Source organism: Nonomuraea sp. NPDC003709 (assembly GCF_040610775.1).
GTDB lineage: Bacteria > Actinomycetota > Actinomycetes > Streptosporangiales > Streptosporangiaceae > Nonomuraea > Nonomuraea angiospora_A.
In genome coordinates, this window is record NZ_JBEXMW010000006.1 from 304,094 (window position 1) to 328,002 (window position 23,909).

Genomic DNA, 23,909 nt, shown 5'->3' on the forward strand with positions numbered 1-23,909 from the left:
TGTGTCCGGAGCGGCGATAGCCAGCCCGGCTACTCCGGACACGCCGCTGCCCAAGGCCCGCTGGCCGCCACGCTGTCGGCCAGTGCCTCAGGCCCTCCACCCGTGTCCCTGCGACCAGCCCCAAAGTAGCTGTGCGTAGTTGTGGTTATCCACGGGCTGCCGCACGATCATGGCGAGATGGAGGTGGCCCTACTGGGCGGCGAAGCAACAAAAGGCAAGGGGAATATCCACTCCTTGTCACTACCAACCTATAGCGCATGGGGGGACTTGCCGCAAGGCCCCGGTCGTACCGCACAATCACCCTTCGACACCGGAACGCACGGAGATCGGGGACTGCGGAATGCGCGTTGTGTTGGTGACCTACGGGTCGCGCGGGGACGTCGAGCCGATGACGGGGCTGGCGGTGCGGCTACGGGCGCTGGGCGCCGAGGTGCGGGTGTGCGCGCCGCCGGACTTCGCGGAACTGCTGGACGACGTCGACGTGCCGCTGACTCCCCTCGCCTGGCCGATCCGCGCGCTGGCAACGGGGGCGATCCCCGGAAAGGCGAAGGCGGGCCTGTCCGACATCTCCGCCGAACTGACCGCCATGGCCTATGAGACGGTCGCCGGGGTGGCCGAGGGCTGCGCCGCGGTGGTGGCCACCGGCTCGTTCCCGGCCCTGGCCGGTACGCGCACGGCGGCCGAGAAGCTGGGCGTGCCCTTTGCGTTCGCGTCCTTCTCCCCGTGTTACCTGCCGTCGTCGCATCACCCGCCTCTCCGCCGGCCGGGCCAGGTGATCCCCCCTGAGGTGACCGACAACCGGGGGCTGTGGGACCTGCACGCCGAGAACATGGAAGCCCTGTTCAGCGACACGATCAACACCCACCGGGCCTCGATCGGCCTGCCGCCGGTGAGCGGCGTCCGCGACCACGTCTTCACCGGCCACCCGTTCCTGGCGGCCGACCCGGTCCTGGGCCCGTGGCAGGAGACGCCGGAGCTCGACGTGACGCAGACCGGCGCGTGGATCCGGCCGGACGGGCGCCCGCTCCCGGCCGGCCTGGAGGCGTTCCTGGCCGCCGGCCCAGAACCGGTGTACGTGGGCTTCGGCAGCATGCTGGTGCGGGGCGCGAACGCACAGGAGGTCTCCCGGTCCGTCATCGAAGCGGTCCGGACGCAGGGTCGCCGCGTCCTGCTCGGGAGCGGCTGGGCTGACCTGGCCCTGATCGACGACCGGGACGACTGCTTCGTCGTCGGCGAGGTCAACCAGCAGGCGCTGTTCCGCCGGGTGGCCGCGGTCGTGCACCACGGCGGCGCGGGCACCACGACGACGGCGGCCCGTGCCGGGGCGCCGCAGGTGATCGTGCCCCAAGTCGCGGATCAGCCGTACTGGGCGGGCCGGGTAACCGCGCTGGGCATCGGCACGGCACACGACGGTCCGACACCGACCGCCGAGTCCCTGTCTGCCGCACTCGACCTCGCCCTGGCCCCCGAGACCGGTGCCCGCGCGGCCGCCGTGGCCGAGACGGTCCGCACCGACGGGGCGGAGCAGGCCGCGAAACTTCTGCTCGACATGATCGGCCGGAGCGGGTCCGCAGGCTGATCCCCGGAGGTTACACAGGTAGGCACCCCGCCGGTTTGCGCGTGCCCGCGGCCGGGTCAGGGCATGACGAGCATCGGAACGGAAGTCCCGTCAGCGGAGCTCAGTTGAGCGGCTTGCCGCGACTTTCCGTTCGGATGCGCCTCGCAAGAGCGTTTTCGCAGGTCACGACTTGCGGCAGGGCGATGGGGCCGTAATGTGCGACGGCGGGGACTGCGCAGCCGGCCGGGGTCGGCTGCGGCGGTGATGCGGGCAGCATAGGCACGGTACGTTTTGCGCTCGGCCGGTCCGACGCCGTCAGCAAGGGCGGCGTACTGCTCCAGCGCGGCCTGGTGGAGCGCGAGCAGAGCCGTGAGGTTGCCCACGCGCCCGAGCCGTTCGACGCCCGCCACCACTGGTCAGGATCTTCGCGATCGACCTGGTCCACGAGCTTGTCCGCACTGCTCGCGCTTGAGGAGGTGAAGCACGGTCGCCGCGAAACTGTCGTGCTGTCGGATCGCTGACGATCGGCGTCCCGGACAGTTCTTCAACGAAATCCGGGAGGCGGTGTCGGATCGGGGCGGTGGTGTTCGTAGCAGGGGTGAGGCCGCCCGCAAGGGGGCGGCGCCGAGGTGGAAGGGGCGGGTGACGATGAGACCAGGACGTTCATCACGCAGACCTACCGGCGCGCCGAGGCGTTCCTGTTCGGCCGGCCCACCTACGACTTGTTCGCCGGCTCCTGGGGATCGATCGGCCGGATGCGCGCACATCCCGTCGGTGTGGCCTTGAACGAGGCCCCCAAGTACGTTGCCTCGACCACGCTCACCGCGCCGCGCTGGGAGGACATGACCGTTCTCCGCGGTGACCTCGCGGCGGCCATCAGTGAGCTGAAGGCCAAACCCGGGGGTGAGCTGCAGATGCACGGCAGTGGCACCCTGACCCGGTGGCTGCTGGAGAACGATCTGGTCGACGAGATGACTCTGATCGTGGTCCCGGTGATTCTCGGCCAGGGCACGAGACCGTTCCCGGAGACCGGTCCGGATCTTGCGCTCGACCTGGTCGAGTCGCGGGTCGACTCCAAGGGCGTGACGATCCAGGTCTACCGGCCGGCCGGGCGCCCACGGTATGCAAGGGTCTGAAGTCCCTGACCACGCTGTCTTGACACCACAGGAGATGATCCTCAGATGCGGTACCTGGTTTCCGTGATCGATGACAAGAGCAATCCCGGCAGCACGGACAGGCTGCCTGCCATCAGCGCGTTCAACGAACGACTGATCGCCGAGGGCTACTGGGTTTTCGCGGGCGGACTCGCGGACACCGACGCGGCCACTGTCATCGACAACCGGGGAGAGCAGGCGGTGTTCAGCGACGGGCCTTTCGTGGAGTCGAAGGAGTACCTCGCCGGCGTCTGGGTGTGGGAGGCCCCCGATCTGGATGTGGCGCTCAAGCTCGCCGCCGAGGCGTCGAAGGTCTGCGATCGGAAGATCGAGGTGCGGCCGTTCCAGTGAGCGACGTCGAGGGGTGATCATCCGGGCCCACCACGACGAGTTGGCGCGGGTGGTGGCACCCTGACCAGGCGCTTCGGTCGCCGAGGAGGCAGCGGGCGAGGCGTTCACGACCGCCGTCGAGCGGTGGCCGCCCGACGGCGTGCCCCCAACCCGGGCACGTGGCTGACCACCACCGCCAGCCGCAAGGTCATCGACCGGATCCGGCGCGAGAACAAGCGCGACGACAAGCACAAGGAGGCTCAGATGGTGCACGACGACGCCCCGCCCGAGCCTGTCGGCGCCATCGACGACGACCGGCTCCGGCTGATCTTCACCTGCTGTCACCCGGCGCTGGCGGTGGAAGCCCGCCTGGCGTTGACACTGCGCATGGTCGGCGGTCTGACCGTGCCCGAGATCGCCCGTGCCTTCCTGGTACAGGGCACCACCATGGAGCAGCGCATCACCCGCGTGAAGGCCAAGATCAAGGCGGCACGCATCTCCCATCGGATGCCGTCCGCCGACGATCTCCCGGCACGCGTCTCCGGCGTCCTGGCCGTCCTGTTTCTCATCTTCAACGAGGGCGGACGAAGAAGCGGCCGGCCTGCTGGCGCTGATGCTCCTCACCGAGGCCCGCCGCCCCGCCCGGGTCCCGGCCGGCGTCGAACTGGTCCCCCTGGCCGAGCAGGACCGCATCCGCGACACCGACTGGTCGCAGGTCCTCGCCCTCTACGACCAGCTCGTCCACCTCGACCCCTCGCCGATCATCGCCCTCAACCGGGCCATCGCCGTGGCCGAGCTCGACGACCCGGAGGTGGCACTGACGGCCGTAGACCGTCTTGAGCCCAGGTTGACCGGCTATCACGCCTATCACGCCACCCGCGCCGACCTGCTGCGCCGGCTGGGCCAAAGTCAGCAGTCACGCGCGGCCTACGACCGGGCCATCGAGCTGGCCGGCAACACCGGCGATACCGCCTACCTCACCCGCCGCCGCGCCCAACTGCAGTAGCGCCCGCGTTTGAGGAGCGCACTTGATACAGCGATGAAAGGCGACGCGGAACGCTGCACTATTGACATGTTCAGACGCCAACCCTTCTCGCCGAGCAATGGCGCAGGATTCGGAGGCGCCGGGTTGCGGCGGCCGTAGAGACGCGTCCTGTTGTCGACTCCCGGTTCGGCGTCGTCCTGTGCACCGCATTGGGATCCGTCCTTGCGGTGGGTGTCGTGCATCGAGCCGCCCGGCCGCAACAGACCTTCGTCCGGGTCGCACTCGCGCCTGCTCCGAGCCACACGACTACATCGGCCAGGCTCCTGCTCGCAGGTGGTCATGTACTGGCCGCGGCGATCGTCATACCGGGCCTGACATGGCGATCCCGGAGAGCGCCGCGACATCTCCAGCGGTTGCACGCGGCTGAGAAGCGTGCGGAGGTGCCTCCACCGCACCGTGGTCGGCTCGCTAACGACACACGCGCCGGAAGATCTCGACGAAATCTTTTGTGGGCGGTGTCGGATCGGGGCGGGGGTGTTCGTAGTGGGGGTGAGAGGCCGCCCAGGAGGGGCGCCCCGGGTAACGGAAGGACGTTCCTCGTGACTACCTTGACGGAGCCGAGCACGGTCACCACACGCCGCTCCAGCCGCCTGATGTGGGCGATCCTGGGGCTGGTGCTGCTTGCCGACGCCCTCGACGTGATCGATGCAACCGTCACGAACATCGCCGCCCCCACCATCGCCCGCGAGCTCCACGGCGGTGAAAGTCTGATCAAGTGGTTGGGAACGGCGTACATGCTCGCCATGGGTGTCCTGCTCGTGGTCGGCGGACGGCTGGGGGACAAGTTCGGCCAACGCAGGCTTTTCCTGATCGGCATGAGCGGGTTCACCCTGGCTTCGGCGGTCGCCGGGCTCTCACCTGACCCGGCCCTGCTCATCGCTGCCCGGGTTGCTCAGGGAGCCTTCGGGGCTCTGCTCATCCCACAAGGCATGGCGATCATGACGAAAGCGTTCAGCCGCGACATGCTCGCCACGGCGTTCGGGCTGTTCGGCCCGGTTCTCGGCCTCTCCAGTGTCGGCGGCCCGGTCCTGGCCGGATTCCTCATCAGCGCCGATCTGTTTGGTCTGTCCTGGCGCCCGATCTTCCTCATCAACATCATCCTCGGCGGCGTCGGGCTGATCATGGCCGTCAAGATCCTGCCGCGAGACGACGACGCCGACCGGTCCACCGTCGTCGACGGCTGGGCCTCCGGCATGCTTGGGGCTACCATGCTCGGGCTGCTGTACGGCCTGATCGAGGGCTCGACCAACGGCTGGGGCGTCATCCCGATCGTCTCGATCGTCGTCGGCGTCCTGTTCTTCGCTGCCTTCGCCTACCGTCAGCGCACCGCGACCCAACCGCTCATCAAGCCCTCGCTCATGAAGAACCGGGGTTTCACTTCCGGATTGCTCGTGTGCCTGGTCGCCGTCGCCGCCGGCACCGGCCTGCTCTTCGTGCTGTCGCTGTTCCTGCAGGAAGGGCTGCACGCCAGCCCGAGAGACACCTCGCTCGGCCTGGTGCCGCTCACCCTGGGGCTCGTCGCCGCCGGGTTCGCCGCCATGGGTGGCCTGGTCGCCAAGCTCGGTCGCCGGCTCGTCTTCATCGGCCTCACCGTCGACCTCGTCGGTTGCGGTTGGGTACTGGTCCTCGTCGCTTACTCCGGGACGAACGTCAGCCTCTGGACGCTGGCCCCGGCGTTCTTCGTCATCGGCATCGGCATTGGCCTCAGCTTCGCCACGATCCCCGTCGTCGCTCTCGGCGACGCGAAACCTGACGAAGCCGGCAGCGCCAGCGGCTCGCTCAGCTCGATCCAGCAACTCGCATCAGCGATCGGCTCGGCCGCGATCACCTCGATCTTCTTCAAAGCCGCAACCTCCGGACTGGCCCACGCGATGAAAGTCAGTCTCATCGTCGTTCTGGCCGTCACCGCCCTCAGCCTCCCGGTCGTCGCCCTGATGCCCCGCAAGGCACCGTCCGAACCCCACCAGTGAGCAACCGGCCAAACGTGGCGAGGATGGCCGGCCGACAGGGGTACCCCCTAACCCATCGGCCGGCCATCATCGCCACGTGGCTGACCACCACCGCCAACCACAAAGCGATCGACCGGATCCCCAATCAAAACCCCGCGCGCAGCGGCAGGTGTTCGGAGAGCAGTGCGATGACCGGTGGCTGTGGGTCAAGACCGGCGAGCGCTGGCAGGTCCAGGAGCTGAACGCGGCCACGGCCGCGAAGGTCGACCAGTACGTGGCCGCGGTGGAGGCGATCGCGGCGAGCAGCATCTCTGGCATCCGGTTCTTCTCTGCTCCTTGAGCTCCCGGATGATGGCGGCCGGGGGGCGTCATCCAGCTTCGACGAGGCGGCGAACTTGGTGAGGTTGTCGAGCTTCTCGCCGTACTCGCCCTGCTCGTCGGCGTACGGCCAGTAGTCCTTGGCCTGGGCGTAGGTATTCGCGCCGAGAATTATCGAATCCGCGCACTCCGGGGCGGCCACGAACGGGCACGGGGAGAGCCACTTCGCGTCTCAGGACATGGTGGCGCCCCAGAACCAGCCGTGTCGGATCGCCTCTTCTCGATCGGCACCCGCCGCGGCCCGCAGGAGCAGGCCTTTCCGCGCACCGCGGTGGGGGTTGAGGCGTGGGCGACCGGGCGGTGCTCAGGCGGACCGACGCTCTTCCCGCTGCCGGATCAGCTCCTCGACCGCGCTCGGCAGGGTCGTCTCGAAGTCGATCAGCTTCGCCCACGTCGGAGTCACCACGATCCGGACCATGCCGTCGTGATAGAGGGAGCGCACCTCCGCCTCCCACTCGACTCGTTGCTCGGGCGTCATCTCGTAGGTGCTGGTCGCCTGGAGATATTCGTCCGGGATGCCATCGACGAAGTCCAGCTCGGCCCGGCCGCGGATGAGCAAGATCTTGGGCGGGTGCACCTCGGTGTCAATCGTCAGGGCGACCATCGGGTTCTCGCTCAAAGCCTGGAGCTTCGGAGCGTTCTTCGGAGTGCTCATGACGATCTCCGAGCCGTTCCAGGCAAAGATGATCGGGATGTTGCGGGGTGTGCCGTCCTTGGCGACATAGGCCAGGCGGGTCACGTCGCGGGCCAGCAGTTCCCGGCTGAGCGGCCGGTTCAGAACCTCGGTTACCTCGTTCGGCTCCACGGTCATTTCTCCTATGATCTTTTTCTTGATCCGCCCCGGCTTTTCTCCGGGCTTGCGGGATCAAGGGTGATTGCTGATGGCGGGAAAGGACATGCGTCTGGTGTGCGCGAGCCGGATCGCCCTGGTCGGCCGCGACGGACCGTCAGCCGAGTTGCTGGGCCAGGCCGACGATGATGCCCTCGGGGCCGCGGACGTAGCAGAGCCGGTAGCTGTCCTCGTACTGCTCCAGCGTGCCGACGAGTTCGGCGCCGTGGGGGCGCAGGCGGGCAATGACGTCCTCAATGTCGTCGACGACGAACATGGCGCGGCGAATGCCCAGCGTGTTGGCCGGCGCGTCCTTCGGCTCGGTGCTGATCGCCTTCGGCCTGTGGAACATCGCCAGCTCGATCCCGCCGACGCCGCCCGGGATCCGCAGCATCGCGACCTCCTGCCGAACCCCGTTGAGCCCGATGACACGCTCCGCCTGCTCCGCCCAACGCCCCTCGATCGGCGCCCTGCCCTCCAACTCCATGCCGAGTTCGACGAAGAACGCGATGGCGGCGTCAAGGTCGTCGACAACGATGAGGACGTTGTCCATCCGCTGGATTGTCATGCTCGGTCTCCTTCATCACGCGGCCGGTTCGTGGCCACTGGTGTTCCTGGGACGGAGCCGGCATCGCATTCTCGACATCCTCCACGGCTCGTGCCCTGACTTTTTTCGGCGATCGAGCCGCTGCTCGTAGGCGCGCCCCGCCCCAACACACCCACTGCAGGTCAGAGCCAGGTCCGTTGGATGTTCGGTCAAGACCATGGGATCCCATCGCCTTACTGCTCGGCATCTCCGTGGTGCTCGCCCGCGCGGCCGACCTCGCGGAGCGCGGCAACCCGACCGCGCTCGACCTGGCCGACATCGCCTGCGCCGCCGCCGGACAACGGCTGGACGGACTCTGGTCACAGCTCGCCGCCGACACCGGACGCCCGGGAGCCGACCCGGCGGCGCTCGGCGACACCTGGCTGCGCAGCACCGACCTCGACTTCCTCATCACCGGCAACGGCGGCCTCTACAGCGTCTGGAGCCGATCATGAACACCACTGCCGAGCCGACGCTCGGAGGGCCGGCGAGATGAGCGACACAGCCGACACCCGGCCACGCGGAGCCGCCGAAGAACTGATCGCCGCCATCTGGTGCGACGTGTTCGACCTGGAGCGGATCGGGCAGCACGACGACTTCTACGACCTCGGCGGCCACTCACTGCTCGCGATCCGGATGGCCTCCCGCCTGCGCGACACCCTGGGCCAGACGGTGCCGGTGCGGCTCATCCTCGACAACCCCGAGAGACCCGCCTGAGCGGGCACCGGGCGCTGGGCGCCCGATGGCCATCACGTCATCGCAGGGAGTCGGCCCCGCTATCGGGGCTGTGGTCCGGACTGAGGTCGGTGCGGTGGGTCGTCAGGCGGTCGGGGTTCGGCCAGCGTACGCCGTGAGCCCAGCCCGCCCGCTCGAACCAGCGGATCAGCCGCGCACTGGGGTCGAACTGGCCCCTGAGCACACCGTGCCGGGCACACGTCGGCTCCACATGATGCCAGTTGTGCCAGCCTTCGCCGAGCGTCAACATCGCCACCCACCACACGTTCGACGAACGATCCCTGGTACGGAACGGACGGTCGCCGAAGGTGTGCGCGATCGAGTTCACCGACCAGGTGACGTGATGCACCACGGCATAGCGGACCAGACCACCCCACAGGAACGCGCTCCACACGCCCGACCACGACATCGACCACAGCCCGCCCGCGGCGGCCGGGAGCGCGAACGACAGGACGACCACCGCCGGGTAGGCGGCGTCGAAACGCCGCACATCCGGGTCGGCCAGCAGGTCCGGCACCCAATGCCGACGGCTGGAGCGCTGATGGGCCGTGTAGAACCAGCCGATGTGAGCATGCAGCATGCCACGCAGCAGTGCCAGGCCGCCGTCGCCGTAACGCCACGGCGAGTGCGGGTCACCTTCGCGGTCGGCGTACTTGTGGTGGCGGCGGTGCTCGGCGGCCCACAGCGTGACAGGACCCTCGACGGCCATGCCGCCGGCCAGCATGAGCGCGATCCGCAGCCCCCGGTTGGCCTTGAACGCGCGGTGCGTGAAGAGACGGTGGTAGCCGATGGCGATCCCGAAGATGCTCACCAGATACATCACCACCGCGATGACCAGGTCGCGAAGGCCGATACCCCACCCCCAGGCGGCCGGCACCGCCAGGGCCAGCAGCAACACAGGCAGCACGACCAGGACGACCAGATACGCGGTGCGGCGGCCGGTGGTGACCGTCACCGTCTCCGCCGTACCCGGCTGCGGCATGGGTGACGACACGTTTCCTCCCATGAGCGGTACAGGACGATCAGGCTCCTAATTGAACGGCCAGGCCCATGGACTGCGGCAATGTCCTGACAGTAACGGAGCGATTACCCTGAGGAAGCAAAACACTGCACTCGGTCGTCATGAAGAAAAGGCGCGACGCATCCCTAGATTGTGATTGCACAACGTGATCATCATTGTGCGCTCCGACATCAGGCGGAAGGTCCACGGAATGGGTGCTGTCGATCAGGCGACCACGGGCGGCCATCTCGAGAGATACGACGAGGCGCTGGCCCGGGACCCGATGTCCGCGTTCAGCCTGGTCCGGGAGTGGATGCGTACCGACTGGCGGACCCTGTTCGCCGAGCTGCGTGAGCGCCGCCCCATCTTCGCCACACCCGCCTTCACGGTCGTGACCCGCTTCGCCGACGTCACCGAAGTGCTCTCCCACGAGCAGGTCTTCTCGGTACGCGCCTTCGGCCCCCGCCTCGACGCCGCACTGGGCGCCCCGTTCATGCTGGGCCGGGACGCCACCCCGATGAACTGGCGCGAAAAAGGCCTGATGCAGCTCATGCTCGACCCGCGCGACGCGGCCGACGTCCGCGAGCTGACCGGCCGCCTCGCCGACGAACTGCTCGACGCCGCCCCACCCGACGGACACCTCGAAACGGTCAACGGGCTGTTCCGCCCCGTTGCCCTCGGCGTGTGCGCACGATACTTCGGCATACCCGGCCCCGACCCGCAGACTCTGGGCCGATGGACCCGCGCCATCGTCGCCGACGGCTTCGCCAACTTCCACGGAGACCCGCAGATCCAGGCCGCCTCCGTCACAGCAGGCACCGAACTGGTCGCATACCTGCGAAACCGCCTCGCCGACCACCGGGCCACCCTGCGAGCCGGACGCGACCTCCCCGACGACATCTTCACCCGCCTAGCCAGCTCCTCCCTGCCCACCGGCGCCTCCGTGACCGACGACCGCATCGTGATCAACATGGCCGGACTGCCACTGGGCTTCGTGGAAAGCGCGCCAGGAGCCATGGTCGAGGCGGTCGAGCAACTCCTGCTACGCCCGCACATGCTCGCCCAGGCCACGGCCGCCGCCGCAGACCCCGAACAGTTCGACCCGTACGTCTGGGAGGCACTACGGTTCAGCCCGTTCTTCAAACTCCTTCCCCGGCTGTGCGAACGAGACCACGTCCTGGCCGCCGGCACCCCGCGCAGCACGCTGATCCCCGCGGGCACCTTCGTGCTCGCGGCACCGGCCTCCGCCATGTTCGACGCGGCCGTGGTGCCGGAACCCGACGAATTCCGCCTCGACCGCCCCCGCCACCATCACCTGTTCTTCGGCTCCGGCCACCACGCCTGCCTCGGCGTACACGTCGCCGACGTAGTGATCGCCGAGACCGTACGCCGCCTGCTCCTACGCCCCGGCGTGCGCCCGCTCCCGCCACCCGCGGGCCACGTCGAACGAACACTCGGGATCTTCCCCGACACCTTCACCCTCGCGCTCGGCACCGAAGAGCTCGGAACCGAAGAGCTCCGCACCGACGGGCGGGAAGGCTGACGATGGCGGCAAGCCGATCACGCGCACGCACCATCGCCACGGATGGCCTCGCCAACCGGCTCAGATTCCTGGCCCTGACCAACGGCCGGCCCATCTGGGACCTCCTCCAGAGCAGCCGGCCGATCCGGCGCCGGATCAACGCCTCACTGATCGACCACGCCATCCGCGAGATGCCACCACGCCCCGAGCCGCTGAGCACCATGGCCGACTACACCTCGTGGACCTCCCTGACCGACCGCACCTACAGCGGCAGACACCTGCCCCCGGTCCCCGCCACCGAAGAGAACCGTCCCACGCCCGAAAGCGCCGGCAACCTGTTCACCCGCGGCGAATCCATGATCCCCTGCCCGCGCTCCACCGTGCTCTTCGCGTACTTCGCCCAATGGTTCACCGACGGATTCCTGCGCGGCGACACCAACACCCCGCGCGACCCACGCAAGAACAGCTCCAACCACCACATCGACCTGAACCAGGTATACGGCCTCAACGAAGCCGCGACGGCCGCACTACGCACCTTCGACGGCGGACTGCTCAAGAGCCAACTCCTCAACGGCGGCGAGTTCCCGCCCTACCTGTGCGAGAACGGCAAGATCAAGCCGGAGTTCACCCCGCTCAGCGTCATCCGCTTCGACCAGCTCACCGACGCCCAACGCGACACGCTGTTCGCCACCGGCAGCGACCGCGGCAACGGCCAGATCGGCTTCACCATGCTCACCGTGCTGTTCCTACGTGAGCACAACAGGATCGCCCGGCTGCTCACACAGGAACACCCGCACTGGGACGACGAGCGACTCTTCCAAACGGCCCGCAACATCCTCATCGTGCTGCTCATCAAACTGGTCGTCGAGGAATACATCAACCACATCACCCCCTACCACTTCCGATTCACCCTCGACCCCCGGCTGTCGGCGACACTGGCCCACGCACCCTGGCACCGGCAGAACTGGGCCTCGGTGGAGTTCAACCTCGTCTACCGCTGGCACAGCCTGATCCCGTCCCACCTGTCAGTAGGCGGGCACGACCTGCCGATGACCCAAACCTTCTTCGGCAGCGCACTGATCCCCGGCCCCGGCCTCGGACGACTCTTCGAAGACGCCTCCCGCCAACGGGCCGGCCGCATCAGCCTGTTCAACACCGACCCCGTCCTACGCGAGATCGACGTGGCCAGCATCGCCGACTCCCGAGCACTCGACCTGGCCCCCTACAACAGCTACCGCGAACACTGCCGCTTCCCCAAAGTGCGCACCTTCGAGCAGATCTCCAGCGACCAGCGGGTCAGCAGCGCACTGCGCGAGCTCTACCACGACGTCGACGACATCGACCTGTACGTCGGCCTGTTCGCCGAAGAACCCGGATCCCCCACCGCGATCCTGCCCCCACTCCTCACCAAAATCATCGCCATCGACGCCTTCTCCCAAGCACTCACCAACCCCCTGCTGGCCCCGCGAATCTTCAACGCCGCCACCTTCTCCCCCCAAGGCATACGGGTCCTCGCCACCACCCGCACACTCTCGGACATCCTGCGCCGCAACACACCGGAAGACCCCACCCCCCGCCACGTCAGCATGTCCCACCGGACCCCATCATGACCGCAGAGAACGACCCGACCACCGCACGACTACGCACCATGGCCCGCGAACTCGTGGACATCGCCATCACCATCCAGGACGCAGCAACACACACCACCACCGCACTCACCGACAGCACATTGCTACGCGCCCTACCCCACGCCCCCTCCGCAGCCCAACCCGCCTACCGCGCGCTGCTGAAAGCCACAACAAACAAACAAGGCCTCGGGTACGCATTCACCGGCAACCGACTCGCCACCGCCACCGCCAAAGCCGGCGCCATACTCGGCGCCGAAAGCCTGGCCATACGCGTACTGGCCACATCGCTCCGGCTACGCATAGCAGCCGTCGCACTCACCCACCCCGAACTCACCGAAGACCCCATGCTCACCCGGCTCATCAACGCAGCCGCCGCCGACCGCGACCTCGAGTCCATCCGAGCCCTACGCGCCCTGCTCAAAGACCGCGGCACAGTACACGCACTCAGCCAACTCGCCCCAATCTTCGGCGAAGTCCTCGCACTACGCGCACTACTCGACGAGAACCCACTCAACGACACCACCGCCTGGCTCATCGCAACAGGAAAAGGCTTCGCCACCGCCGACCCGATCACCGGCATCAGCAACAAAGCCATCGCCATCCTCGACACCGGAGAAGGCGCCGCACGCCGAATCGAACTGACCACAACCGAGTCCGCCCGACTGTGCACACACGGATCACTACTCGGCTTCCTGACCAACATCAGCACCATCGGCACCACCGGACGAGCCCTCATCCAGAGCATCCAAGGACCCGACGGCGTCATCCGCCACGTCCTCCACGCACCAGGCATGCGAGTAGGACGCCCCGACAGCCAATCACCCCAAGACCTGCTCGGCGCCTTCAGCAGCGCCGTCCTGTCCAGCAGCCCCTACAGCCGCGCCCTGGCCCAAGCCGTCACCGACTACGGACCCCCTCCAGGCGCCGAACTCGCACTCATCGGGCACAGCGCAGGCGGAGCAGCAATCATGAACCTCGCGCAGGACCCCGACTTCTGCACCCGCCACGCCATCACCCACGCCGTCGCCATCGGCTCACCCATCGACTTCAAACACCCCGCCGACCCACGCACCTGGGTGGCCAGCATCACCAACCAGCACGACATCATCCCCACCCTCGACGGACAGGGCGCCGGCACCTGCTTCGACCTGCACCCCGACTGGTACGTCGTCGACTACGGCGACTCCACCCACCTGTTCCCCCACTGCCACAGCATCGAGCACTACCTCGCCAACATCACCCACGACCTCCCCGAAGTCCGCGACCACATCGACGAACGCCTCACACCCTTCCGGGGACAGGTCGTACGTTCCCAGGCATACCTCCTGTTCGACCGACCGCCCGACCCCGACGAGTTCCCCTTCCTCACCGTGCCCACCCACCCCATGGACACCCCCGAAGGAACCATCGAACTACCCATCAGATCCCGCGACGGCAACGCCCTCACGGCCTACTTCACCGCACACCCGACAACCACGGCCGACCTACTGGAAGGCACAGGCCTCGGCCCCGCCGTACACGTGGCAGGCCGCACACTGATCGCCATACACACCGCCTGGAACCGACACACCAGCGCCGGCCGCTACGGAGAACTGCACATCGGCATCGTCATACCCGGCCCCTTCCACCGACGCTCGTGGCCCAACCCGCCGAGACGACGCGCCAGCATCACCGCCTGGCCCGACCTACTGCGAGCAGCGGACCTACGCCACTCCGGCAGCTTCCTCATCGGCTCCGCAGTCGACACCACGATCATCCGCGCCCTCGGCCCACAACTGTGGGGCGGCCAGACGTACCTGACACCCCTCGAACTCCGGCTCAGCACCCGCACCGCCCACGTCACCGCCGACCAGATCCTCACCCTGCGCGGACGACTCGGCCCGGGACTACCCCTGAACGACCCCGGCCTCGTCGGCTACACACGCGACGCCGGTACCGTGCTGCGATCCTCCATACGGACCCGCGGGCAATCCCGGCTCCACCCAGCGCCATCACTTCGGCTGCTCATCGAACCACAGTCGACCCACCCACTGGCCAACCAGCTCCGCCAACTGGGACTCGACGGCGCCCGCCCCCTGCTGTGCCTGTCAGCCACCACCCGCCAGACGCTCCGTGACGCCGCCGTCCCGGTACCGCCCATCTGACGGAGGCACCATGCCCGCCCACATCGCCGCGATCACCGCCCACGCCGAAATCCTGCGCTCAGACGCCCGCGCCCTCGCCGCCTGCGCCGAGCGCCTGCGCGCGATCCAGGCACGGCTGAAGGCCGACGGCGAGGCACCGCCTTGGCTGCACGCATCGGTCACCGCCCACCTCGCAGCCTGCACCGCGGCCGCCGCCGACCTGGAGACAGCCGCGCACCGCCTGCGCCGCTACGCGGACGAGGCGAGCCCATAACCGGGCCGAGGCGTTGACGGTCCTCCATGGATGAGGTTGATGTTTGCTGGCTTTATGGCTATCGAAATTTTTACAAACCGTCGCCCTTTACAAAGTAAACCATTGAATTGAACTTCGACTCTCCGCTTGGTTGAGCGGTGAACAACGAGGCCAAGGACCGCCCTGGACCACGCCCGGCTCAGGCCAGTGCGTCCATCAGAGCCTCCCTCCATGGCTGCGACACCAACCGCACTTCTTCAGAGCACACCAGCCCGTCCCGGACCTGCCAGTACAACCGCTCGCCCGTGGTCGCGGCCAGCACACCGCCGGCCCCCTCCTAGGTGTGAGACCGGAATACGGCGGGTGACATTTGGGTCCGTTGGGCTGATGACATTTTGATCTGTTGGTCGTCGGTGGGCACGGAGAGGATTGGGGCATGACGATCCAACGCGTCACCACCACCTCTGCCGCGACGGCTCCCGCAAGCCACCCGGCATCCGCAGTCTGGCCGCTGCGCGTGCAAGGGTGAACGCGCCACCCATGCGCACCGGATGCGCGCCGGCTCGGCCACCGGATCCACGCCGACCAGGATGGCGTACGTCAGTGACCGTTCCGTAGCAGCTCAGTGCTCAGCACGGATGTCCAGATGCGTGCCGCCCGCCAGACTGGCCGTACACCGTCGAGCAAGGAGGTCACGATGACCGATATCCACCGGGTCCAGCAGGGGCCGGCGTCATGACCGACGTCGATCTGGACGCCCACGCCCGTGGCCTGATGGACGCCAACCTGTACGTGGTCCTCGGCACCGCCGACGCCGACGGCATCCCGTGGACATCGCCCGTTTACTTCGCGACAGCCGACTACGCCGAGATCTTCTGGGTGTCCAGCCCCGACACGCAGCACTCCCGTAACCTCGCCGCGCGTCCCAGGCTGAGCATGGTGATCTTCGACTCGACGGTGCCGGCCTACCATGGCCGGGCGGTGTACCTGTCCGGCTCTGCCGCCGAGCTGACCGGCCGTGACCTGGAGCGCGGTATCGAGATCTTCCCCGGAGACCCCACCCGGGGTGGGGCCACCGTGTCGCTCGAGGACGTCACCGCACCGGCGGCGTGGCGCCTGTATCGCGCGACGATCAGCGAGGCGTTCGTGCTGTGCCCCCGCGAGCCGCGCCAGCCGTGCCCCGTGCACGGCCTCGCCGGCGACCACCGCGCGCCCGTGATGCCCTGGCGCCATCCGGCCTAGTGCTCGACGGCGACAGGCGTCCCGGCGCGCCTCGATCGCGTGGACGACAGCGGCCATGTCCCGCTCGCCGCGCCACGGATCCCCCTGCCGTAGGAGCAACGCTGCGGCAGGCCTCGAACAAGGACATTTTCCGACGTGAGTGGCCGGCCGTTCACCTCACATCCCGGTGACGGTACGGGCAGGCCACATGGTCAGGCCAGGTGCACTCGCCCTGCGCCGGCAAGGAAGGAAACCGATGGCGAAGTCCGTGTTGTACATGTCGATGTCGCTCGACGGGTTCATTACCGGTCCGGGTGACGGCCCGGGCAACGGGCTCGGGATCGGCGGTATCCGGTTGCACGAGTGGCTCGGCGAGCCCGTCTCCGATCCGCCGTACTTCGACCCGCCGGGGCTGAGCGGGCAGGTGTTCGGCGAGTCGATGGCGACGGGTGCGGTCGTTGTGGGTCGCAAGACGTTCGACTACGCCGGCCACTGGCACGGTGATCACCATGGGGTGCCGATCTTCGTACCCACGCGTGGCGTCCCGCCGGCGCCGCAGAGCGGCTGGGTTCACTACGTGCCCGACGTCGCAACGGCGATGCGCGAGGCCAAGGCGGCCGCCGGCGGCAAGGACGTGATGGTGCACGGTGCCGGGCTCGCCCAGTCGCTGCTGCGCGAGGGCCTGCTCGACGAGCTGGAGATCCACCTGATCCCGGTCGTCCTCGGTGACGGGCGGCGGCTGTTCGGCGCTGATCGCATCGAGTTCGAGCTGACCCGAGTGATTGATGCGCCCGGTGTCACGCACCTGCGCTACCGGGTGACCTCAGATGCCGGCCGGTGACCACGGCGCTCGAAGGCGATCGGGAGCACCACCGGCGTCGATGTCGAGCACACGTGCGGGCGTGTCCACCGGAGTACCGAGCTTGTCATGCGAGTCGATCAAATAGCTAGGAGTGTCGATGTCCAAGGTGTGGTTCGTGACAGGAGGTTCGCGCGGTCTGGGTCGCGCGTTCGTCGAGGTCGCGCTCGAAGCGGGTGATCGCGTGGCGGCGACGGCGCGCAACCCGGAGCGGTTGCGGGATCTCCTCGACACCTACGGCGATGGGGTGCTTCCGCTGCGGCTGGACGTGACCGATTATGACGCGGCTGTGCGCGCGGTTGCTCAGGCCGTGGAGAGGTTCGGTCGCATCGATGTCGTCGTCAACAGCGCCGGCTATAGCGACTTGAGCTCGTTCGAGGACACGACGATCGACTCGTTCCGGACGCAGGTCGAAACCGTCTTCTACGGCGTCGTCAACGTTTCGAAGGCGGTCGTGCCGATCCTGCGCGGGCAGGGCAATGGTCATCTCATCCAGGTCTCTTCGCTCAGTGCCCGCTTCTCCGCCCCTGGTCTGACTGCCTACCAGGCGGCGAAGTGGGCCGTAACTGGATTTTCCAGCGGCCTTGCCCATGAGCTCGCTCCGTTCGGGGTGAAGATCACTGTTCTCGAGCCGGGCGGAATGCGCACCGACTGGGCGGGCTCGTCGATGACGATCCCGCAGCCCAGCGCGCCGTACCAGCCGACCATCGGAGCGTTCGCCGAGCTGGTGCGCGCCGCCTCCGGTCACGAGGCGACGAGCGCGCGCCGTGTCGCCCAGGTGGTCCGAGACATCGTCGGCCGAGACGATGCCCCCCTACGCCTGCTGCTCGGCGCCGATGCCGTGCCGTTGGCGCAGCAGGCGGCACGGGAACTCGCCGCCAGCGACGAGGCCTGGCGTGAAGTCAGTCTCAGCGTCTCCGACGGGACGCCCCTTACCACCGATAGGGACTGCCAACCAGCGTAGTCGTTGGAGGCTGTTCGCCGCCTCAAGGAACGGTGTCGCGGCAGCTCCCGCTGGTCCAGGCTCATCGGCGTACGTCCGAACCTGCGAACGTGGGCTCTCTACGCAGACGGATGGCCGACATGACCTGTGGTGAGCACGGACCGAGCCCGGCCCAGCCGGCAACCGGACCGCAGCGACCGAGCGGGCGACCGAGTCCGGGTGATACTGCGACGCTGCCTGGCCGAATCGATCAGAGTTGTCGGATCCGGGCCACGTCGTTCGTAGTTGGGGTAAGAAGCCGCCCACGAGGGCGCTGTCACGACTAAGGGAGATGCGACCGATGCTGCACCCTCAGGCCAAGATCCACCGCATGTTCGAACTCATCGAGCCGATCGCCACCGTCACCTTCTCCGAGGTGGCCAACGAGGCGTTCCTGGCCGTCGGCATGCGCAACTACTGGGACGGATACTTCGCCGGCCGGGCCGCGCCGCTAGGACTGGCACCGGCCGAGGTGGTGCACGCGGTCTTCTACAACTTCGCCGACGGCGAGGTGGCGCGCCACATCCCCTGGGTGTGGGGGAAGATCAGCCCGCAGGAGGCGATCGCCGTGCGCGAACGGGGCAGCACCGCCGCGCTGCGGCAAAGGATCAGAGAGCTCGCCGACTCACCCGCTCTGGTACGGGCCGCCGACCTCGCCACCCGAGCAGCGCTCAGCGCGCCGACCGAGGGCCGAGTGCTGTACGCCGGGCTACGGGCACTCGACGTACCCGAGGAGCCGGTGGCCAGGCTCTGGCACGCGGCGACACTGCTGCGCGAGCACCGCGGGGACGGCCACAACGCCGCCCTTGTCGCCCACGGCATCGGCGGCATCGAGTCCCACGTCCTCATGGCGCTTTCCCTCGGGATGCGGGCGGAGGAGTTCGGCCGGATCCACCACCTGCCCAAGGCACGGCTGACCGCCGTCCTCGACGGGCTGCGCGGCCGCGGCCTCGTGGACACCGCCGGCCGGTTCACCGACGCCGGCCGGGAGACCAGGCAGCGGATCGAGGAGCTCACCGACGAGCTGGCAGCCCCGGCGTACGACGTACTCACTGCGGACGAGCTCGACGAACTGGCCGCAGGGCTCGAGCCGATCGCCGCCGCGGTACAGGCCGTCGGCGACTGAACGGGCGCATCAGGCGACGGCCACGACCCCAGCCCGACCTTCGAGGCGAGCAGATCGTCGCGCGGGACCACCCGCATGGCGTAACCGAAAGCGCCGCCGCCAAGCGGCGCGAGGCCGCCGGCGCCTGGGCCTGATGCCCCAGAAAAAGACCAGGCTTGATTCTCAGGAACCCTCGTATTCCGGTGCCACAGATCTTGCGTTTTCGCTCGTGACTGGTCAATATGTGGTCAATATCGGTCAGATTCGATCCACGTGTGCGATCGGATCTGAGCGGTCTACTGTCACCCCCCGAGAACGCTTGAGGTGACCATGAGACGCACGGCTGCGGCGCTCGCGATGCTCGCGGCGCTGGTCGCGCCGACCGCCCTGATCATCACCCCGGCGAACGCCGCCACTCCGAAACCCCCGCCGGTATACCCCGAGGTCGGCCCGGGCACCGCCTTCCTCGACCACCGGGCGCTGCTGGCCGGATACGCCGAGCCGGAGTGGTACGAGGCGAACATCCCCTTCCTGGAGGTGCCCGACCGGGAGATCCAGGACGTCTACTACTACCGCTGGAGCACCTACAAGCGCCACATCCGCTACACCGACTCCGCGACCGGCGACATCATCACCGAGTTCCACAACGCCCCCGGCTACGCCGCGCCGCTCGGCGGCATCGTCGCGGCCGCCGGCCACCACGTGTACGAGGGCCGCTGGCTGCGCGACACCCGCCCGATCGACGACTACCTCACCTACTGGCTGCAGGGCCCCGGCAGCAGCCCCAAGCCGAAGGAGGAGTACCTCAACAAGGACACCGACGACTGGGCGCACCAGTACGCCTGGTGGGCGGCCGACGCCGCCTACCAGCGCTATCTCGTCACGGGCGACGCGTCCTTAGTCGAGAGACTGCTGCCCGACCTGGTCCGCCAGTACGACAAGTGGGGCGGCCAGTACGACAAGGACCTGGGCCTGTACTGGTCGGTGCCGGTGTGGGACGCGATGGAGTACACCGCCTCCTCCTACGAGACCGACCCGGCCGATCCCTACCACGGCGGCGCGGGCTACCGGCCGACGCTCAACGCCTACCAGTACGGCGACGCCAGGGCGATCGCCGCCATCGCCCGGATGCGCGGCGACGGAGCCCTGTCCAGGACGTTCGAGCGGCGGGCCGCCTCCCTGCGCGACGCGCTGCACCGCTACCTGTGGGACCCGGAGCGGCAGTTCTTCTACCACAAGGCCCGCGCCGACCTGGACCCGCAGCGGAAGCTGGTCTCCACGAGGGAGCAGATCGGGTTCGTGCCATGGGCGTTCGGCATGGCCAAGCCCGGGACCGAGAAGGCGTGGGCGCAGCTGCTGGACCCGCAGGGGTTCGCCGCGCCGTACGGGCCGACCACGGCCGAGCGGCGCAGCCCCTTCTTCATGCGGGACGCGCTCGGCGGCTGCTGCCGCTGGGACGGCCCGAGCTGGCCGTACTCCACCTCGACCACGCTCACCGCCATGGCCAACCTGCTCAACGACCGCGACCAGGACGTCGTCACCGCCGCCGACTACTACCGGGTGCTACGCGGCTACGCGCTCACCCAGTACAAGGTACGTCGCCGAGGCGCACCACCCCGACGAGCCGCGCTGGATCTACGACGCGCGGGGGCACAGCGAGCACTACAACCACTCCACCTTCGACGACCTGGTGATCAGCGGCCTGATCGGGCTGCGCCCGCAGGCGGACGGCAAGGTCGTGGTGAACCCGCTGGCACCCGCGGAGTGGGACCACTTCGCGCTGGAGAACGTGCCGTACCACGGGCACAACGTGACGGTGCTGTGGGACCGCGACGGCACCAGGTACGGCCAGGGCAAGGGACTGCGCGTCTACGTGAACGGCAGGCTCGCCGCCGCGCGGTCCGCGCTCGGCGAGCTGACCGCCCGCGTGCCGGCCGCCGTCGCGCCCGACCGCTCCTCGCGTCCCGGCAACGACGCCGCGAATCCGTACCGAACCGGCTACCCCAAACCGTTCGCATCGTACACCAACGGCATCGACAACGTGTGGGACGCGGTGGACGGGCGGATCTTCTACGACGACATCCCGCACAGCCGCTGGACCAACTACCGCTCCCCGAACCCCGAGGACCATCTCGGGGTGGACTTCGGCGTGCCGACCCAGGTGAGCGACGTGCGGTTCTACGCCTACGACGACGGGGGCGGGGTGCGGGCGCCGGCGTCGTACCGGCTGGAGTTCTGGGACGGGTCGGCGTGGCGGGAGGTGCCGGACCAGGCGCGCACGCCGCGAGAGCCGGGTGCGGCGCTGAACCGGATCACGTTCCCGGCCCTGACCACGACCAGGATCCGGCTGGTGTTCGGCAACCCGCCCGGCGCGTACGTCGGCGTCACCGAGCTGCAGGCGTGGTCGCCCGCCGCGGGCGACACCCGGCTGGACGCGGCCGTCACCGAGCAGGGCGTGCCCGCCGTGGTGATCGCCGCCTTCACCAACGACGGCCGCAAGCCGGCCACGCACGTCAAGGTGGCGCCTGCCGTGCCGCCGGGCTGGTCGGCCGAGCCGCTCGGACACACGGAGACGCCCGTGGTGCGGCCCGGCGGCCGGTTCGCGGTGCGCTGGCGGGTGACGCCGCCGCCCGGGACCTCGCCACGCCCGGACGCCTACCCGGTGCGCGCCTTCGCGACGTACGACCGGTCCGCGCGGGCCGCCAGCGCGTACGCGCACGTGGAGGTGCCGCTCGACCCCGCCTCCTATGCGAAGGTCGAGGCCCAGGACACGTTCACCGCTGACACCTCGGCGGGCTACACGGTGCACCAGCCCTTCGACGGCGAGGCCAAGCCGGCGACCACGGCCGGCGGCGGCCGGTTCGCGGGCACCGGCACGCAACCCTTCTTCGGGTTGGTGGCCGGCCCGGCGGGGCCGTCGTCGGCCGAAGCGATCAGCGTGGTGACGGTCGGCTCGTTCGCCGGCACCGGCAGCCCGGAGGACAGCGTGTTCGTCGGCTGGGTCAAGGACCGGGACACCTACGTGACCGCCTGGTACAACAACACCCGCAAGCAGTCCGGCATCAACGTGCGGGTCGGCGGCCGCTTCCTGGACACGCCCGGCGACGCGCCGCTGACGCTCGCGCCGGGCGACCGGTTCGCGCTGGTGCTGTCCGGCGACACCATCACCTCCTTCGCCCACACGGGCGGCCGGTGGCATCGGCTCCGCACGGCCGGCATCGGCGCCACGCTGGCCACGCCGCAGGCCCGCGAGGGCTTCCGGTACGGCTTCGGCCTGCGCGCCACCTCCGGCACGATCACCATCGCCGGTTTGGAGGGCCGCGCCGCCTGACCGCCGGCCGGTCCCGTCTCCGGACCGGCCGCGCCGTGCGGTGGGATGTCGTCAGGCGGCCGTCCCCGGCAAACCCCACTCGCTCGCGCGCAAGGAGTTCGCCACGATGGCCGCTGACGAGTGCATCACGAAGGTCGCCCGGCATCGACACGGCCGCCCGCAGGCGGTCCGGTGCGAGAACGCCGGCCTGCCGACCCAGATGATCGCCGAGTTGGAAGCCCGGCTCGCCGAGACGGCGGAAACGTCTCGACGGTCCCGGTGAGGTCGGCCAAGAACCTGGCGGGCGATCCGATGCGCGCGGGCCCGGCGTCGGGTTCCGGTCAGGCTCCGGCGGCGTCGAGGCGGGCAAGCTGCTCTGCTGTGAGCTTGACGTCGAGTGCCGGTAGCGCCGCCTCGTACTGCTGGAGCGTGCGCGGCCCGATCAGCGGCACGATCTCCGGCGAGGTCTGGTACGGGGAACGGGTCAAAGGCGCCGCTGCCGTCGGCAGATCAGGGCGGTGGTTTCGTGCTGAATGCGTACATGACCGCCCAGGGACTCGATGGTGCCGTGCACCACCCGCAGCAGTGCCGCGAGCCGCTCGGCGCCGAGCCGGAGGTGGTCGCTCGACGTCGCGACGAGCCCGACCCACTGATCGGCGGTCAGAACGCGTTCCTGCCGGTAGACCTTCTCCTCGATCGGGGAGAACGCGTCGCGGCCGGAGAGCGGCACGCGTTCGGAACGGGTCGTGTCCCGTGGTCCCCAGACCCAGACGATCTCCGGCGCGTGCTGCGCGTACACGTGGGTGAACGCCGCGGCCACCGGCTCCTCGACCTGCGAGGAGTTCCAGAACCACGCCATGACGCCGCCGGTGGCCAGCACCTGTGCGGCCTTCGCGATGCCGGCGTCGGGGTCGATCCAGTGCCACGCGTCGCCGCAGGTCATGAGGTCGAAACGACGCCCCGCGTCATCCCAGGTCTCGAACGGGGAGACCTCCACCTCGACGCCGTGGCCCCGTGCGACGTTCGCCATGCGCTCGTCCACCTCGACCCCCAGCACCGCCAGCCCTCGTCCGGCCAGCGTCCGGGCCACTTTGCCGGTGCCGCATCCGACGTCGAGCACGCGGGTTGGATGGCCCGCCGTGAGTTCGTCGATCAGCTCGTCGGAGGACTCCGGGCGATATCGGTCGTACTGCTCGGCCACTGAGCCGAAGGACGTGGCTCGTGCGCGGTCCAGATGGAGCTCGTGGGATTCCATGATCCGACGATATGAGAGCCCACGGGAAAGGATCCAGAAGGCTGTGCTGCGGGAACGCGCCACGTGCCGGTCGCCGCCCACCCCGGG

General features: G+C 68.7%; 24 protein-coding genes. 18 read left to right on the forward strand and 6 right to left on the reverse strand.

What is annotated here, in order from left to right; genetic code table 11:
* The first annotated feature begins 340 nt into the window (after positions 1 to 340).
* The 6 genes from ABZX61_RS20720 (at position 341) to ABZX61_RS20745 (ending at position 6,376) form a co-directional block, all read left to right on the forward strand.
* On the forward strand, positions 341 to 1,579 hold the full coding sequence (locus ABZX61_RS20720; RefSeq protein ID WP_355196686.1) for a glycosyltransferase: 1,239 nt from the start codon (positions 341 to 343) through the stop codon (positions 1,577 to 1,579).
* A 608-nt stretch (positions 1,580 to 2,187) separates the two neighbouring features.
* The gene (locus ABZX61_RS20725; RefSeq protein WP_355196688.1) at positions 2,188 to 2,694 is read left to right on the forward strand and encodes a dihydrofolate reductase family protein; all 507 of its coding nucleotides are present in this window, start codon (positions 2,188 to 2,190) and stop codon (positions 2,692 to 2,694) included.
* Between the two features lie 45 nt (positions 2,695 to 2,739).
* Entirely contained in the window at positions 2,740 to 3,063 is a 324-nt protein-coding gene (locus ABZX61_RS20730; RefSeq protein ID WP_350730763.1) for a YciI family protein, read from the forward strand.
* Between the two features lie 592 nt (positions 3,064 to 3,655).
* Positions 3,656 to 4,048, forward strand: a complete 393-nt coding sequence (locus tag ABZX61_RS20735; RefSeq protein WP_355196690.1) for a hypothetical protein — start codon at positions 3,656 to 3,658, stop codon at positions 4,046 to 4,048.
* 587 nt (positions 4,049 to 4,635) lie between these two features.
* A complete protein-coding gene (locus tag ABZX61_RS20740) occupies positions 4,636 to 6,057 on the forward strand; it encodes an MFS transporter (protein ID WP_355196692.1) in 1,422 nt (473 codons plus the stop codon).
* Between the two features lie 76 nt (positions 6,058 to 6,133).
* Complete coding sequence (locus ABZX61_RS20745; RefSeq protein WP_355196694.1) at positions 6,134 to 6,376, forward strand: hypothetical protein; 243 nt, start codon at positions 6,134 to 6,136, stop codon at positions 6,374 to 6,376.
* Between the two features lie 342 nt (positions 6,377 to 6,718).
* Here the strand turns inward: ABZX61_RS20745 and ABZX61_RS20750 are convergent, their stop codons facing one another.
* Positions 6,719 to 7,225: a pyridoxamine 5'-phosphate oxidase family protein gene (locus ABZX61_RS20750; protein WP_355196696.1), complete on the reverse strand. Its 507-nt coding sequence runs from the start codon at positions 7,223 to 7,225 to the stop codon at positions 6,719 to 6,721.
* 136 nt (positions 7,226 to 7,361) lie between these two features.
* Positions 7,362 to 7,796 (reverse strand): VOC family protein, encoded by a 435-nt coding sequence (locus tag ABZX61_RS20755; protein ID WP_355196698.1) that lies wholly within the window; start codon positions 7,794 to 7,796, stop codon positions 7,362 to 7,364.
* A 191-nt stretch (positions 7,797 to 7,987) separates the two neighbouring features.
* Here ABZX61_RS20755 and ABZX61_RS20760 point away from each other — a divergent pair, with 191 nt between their 5' ends.
* Positions 7,988 to 8,284 carry a hypothetical protein gene (locus ABZX61_RS20760; RefSeq protein WP_355196700.1) on the forward strand — a complete coding sequence of 99 codons (297 nt, stop codon included), beginning with the start codon at positions 7,988 to 7,990 and terminating at the stop codon, positions 8,282 to 8,284.
* A gap of 37 nt (positions 8,285 to 8,321) precedes the next feature.
* The gene (locus tag ABZX61_RS20765; RefSeq protein WP_355196702.1) at positions 8,322 to 8,546 is read left to right on the forward strand and encodes a phosphopantetheine-binding protein; all 225 of its coding nucleotides are present in this window, start codon (positions 8,322 to 8,324) and stop codon (positions 8,544 to 8,546) included.
* A 37-nt stretch (positions 8,547 to 8,583) separates the two neighbouring features.
* Here the strand turns inward: ABZX61_RS20765 and ABZX61_RS20770 are convergent, their stop codons facing one another.
* Positions 8,584 to 9,558: an acyl-CoA desaturase gene (locus tag ABZX61_RS20770; protein ID WP_355196704.1), complete on the reverse strand. Its 975-nt coding sequence runs from the start codon at positions 9,556 to 9,558 to the stop codon at positions 8,584 to 8,586.
* Positions 9,559 to 9,775: 217 nt separating this feature from the next.
* Here ABZX61_RS20770 and ABZX61_RS20775 point away from each other — a divergent pair, with 217 nt between their 5' ends.
* The 8 genes from ABZX61_RS20775 to ABZX61_RS20810 all read left to right on the forward strand — a co-directional run bounded on the left by ABZX61_RS20775 (position 9,776) and on the right by ABZX61_RS20810 (position 19,278).
* Positions 9,776 to 11,107, forward strand: coding sequence for a cytochrome P450 (locus ABZX61_RS20775; protein ID WP_355196706.1), 1,332 nt, complete (start codon positions 9,776 to 9,778; stop codon positions 11,105 to 11,107).
* 2 nt (positions 11,108 to 11,109) lie between these two features.
* The gene (locus tag ABZX61_RS20780; protein WP_355196708.1) at positions 11,110 to 12,696 is read left to right on the forward strand and encodes a peroxidase family protein; all 1,587 of its coding nucleotides are present in this window, start codon (positions 11,110 to 11,112) and stop codon (positions 12,694 to 12,696) included.
* Complete coding sequence (locus ABZX61_RS20785) at positions 12,693 to 14,858, forward strand: hypothetical protein (RefSeq protein ID WP_355196710.1); 2,166 nt, start codon at positions 12,693 to 12,695, stop codon at positions 14,856 to 14,858. Before ABZX61_RS20780 ends, ABZX61_RS20785 begins: the two co-directional genes overlap by 4 nt.
* 10 nt (positions 14,859 to 14,868) lie before the next feature.
* Entirely contained in the window at positions 14,869 to 15,111 is a 243-nt protein-coding gene (locus tag ABZX61_RS20790; protein ID WP_355196712.1) for a hypothetical protein, read from the forward strand.
* A 714-nt stretch (positions 15,112 to 15,825) separates the two neighbouring features.
* The gene (locus ABZX61_RS20795) at positions 15,826 to 16,332 is read left to right on the forward strand and encodes a pyridoxamine 5'-phosphate oxidase family protein (protein ID WP_350730786.1); all 507 of its coding nucleotides are present in this window, start codon (positions 15,826 to 15,828) and stop codon (positions 16,330 to 16,332) included.
* A gap of 235 nt (positions 16,333 to 16,567) precedes the next feature.
* Positions 16,568 to 17,152: a dihydrofolate reductase family protein gene (locus ABZX61_RS20800; protein WP_350730788.1), complete on the forward strand. Its 585-nt coding sequence runs from the start codon at positions 16,568 to 16,570 to the stop codon at positions 17,150 to 17,152.
* 118 nt (positions 17,153 to 17,270) lie between these two features.
* Complete coding sequence (locus ABZX61_RS20805) at positions 17,271 to 18,134, forward strand: SDR family NAD(P)-dependent oxidoreductase (RefSeq protein WP_350730790.1); 864 nt, start codon at positions 17,271 to 17,273, stop codon at positions 18,132 to 18,134.
* 319 nt (positions 18,135 to 18,453) lie between these two features.
* Complete coding sequence (locus ABZX61_RS20810; protein ID WP_355196715.1) at positions 18,454 to 19,278, forward strand: hypothetical protein; 825 nt, start codon at positions 18,454 to 18,456, stop codon at positions 19,276 to 19,278.
* A 1,208-nt stretch (positions 19,279 to 20,486) separates the two neighbouring features.
* On the opposite strand, the gene ABZX61_RS20815 is transcribed toward ABZX61_RS20810, so the two are convergent.
* The gene (locus tag ABZX61_RS20815; protein ID WP_355196717.1) at positions 20,487 to 20,759 is read right to left on the reverse strand and encodes a hypothetical protein; all 273 of its coding nucleotides are present in this window, start codon (positions 20,757 to 20,759) and stop codon (positions 20,487 to 20,489) included.
* 188 nt (positions 20,760 to 20,947) lie between these two features.
* Between ABZX61_RS20815 and ABZX61_RS20820 the strand changes: the two genes are divergently transcribed.
* Together ABZX61_RS20820 and ABZX61_RS20825 are read left to right on the forward strand one after the other, a co-directional pair.
* On the forward strand, positions 20,948 to 22,588 hold the full coding sequence (locus ABZX61_RS20820; RefSeq protein ID WP_355196719.1) for an NEW3 domain-containing protein: 1,641 nt from the start codon (positions 20,948 to 20,950) through the stop codon (positions 22,586 to 22,588).
* 106 nt (positions 22,589 to 22,694) lie between these two features.
* Positions 22,695 to 22,850: a hypothetical protein gene (locus ABZX61_RS20825; protein ID WP_355196721.1), complete on the forward strand. Its 156-nt coding sequence runs from the start codon at positions 22,695 to 22,697 to the stop codon at positions 22,848 to 22,850.
* Between the two features lie 58 nt (positions 22,851 to 22,908).
* Here the strand turns inward: ABZX61_RS20825 and ABZX61_RS20830 are convergent, their stop codons facing one another.
* Positions 22,909 to 23,055, reverse strand: a complete 147-nt coding sequence (locus ABZX61_RS20830) for a hypothetical protein (protein WP_355196723.1) — start codon at positions 23,053 to 23,055, stop codon at positions 22,909 to 22,911.
* Positions 23,052 to 23,822: a methyltransferase domain-containing protein gene (locus ABZX61_RS20835; RefSeq protein ID WP_355196725.1), complete on the reverse strand. Its 771-nt coding sequence runs from the start codon at positions 23,820 to 23,822 to the stop codon at positions 23,052 to 23,054. Before ABZX61_RS20835 ends, ABZX61_RS20830 begins: the two co-directional genes overlap by 4 nt.
* Positions 23,823 to 23,909: the final 87 nt, after the last annotated feature.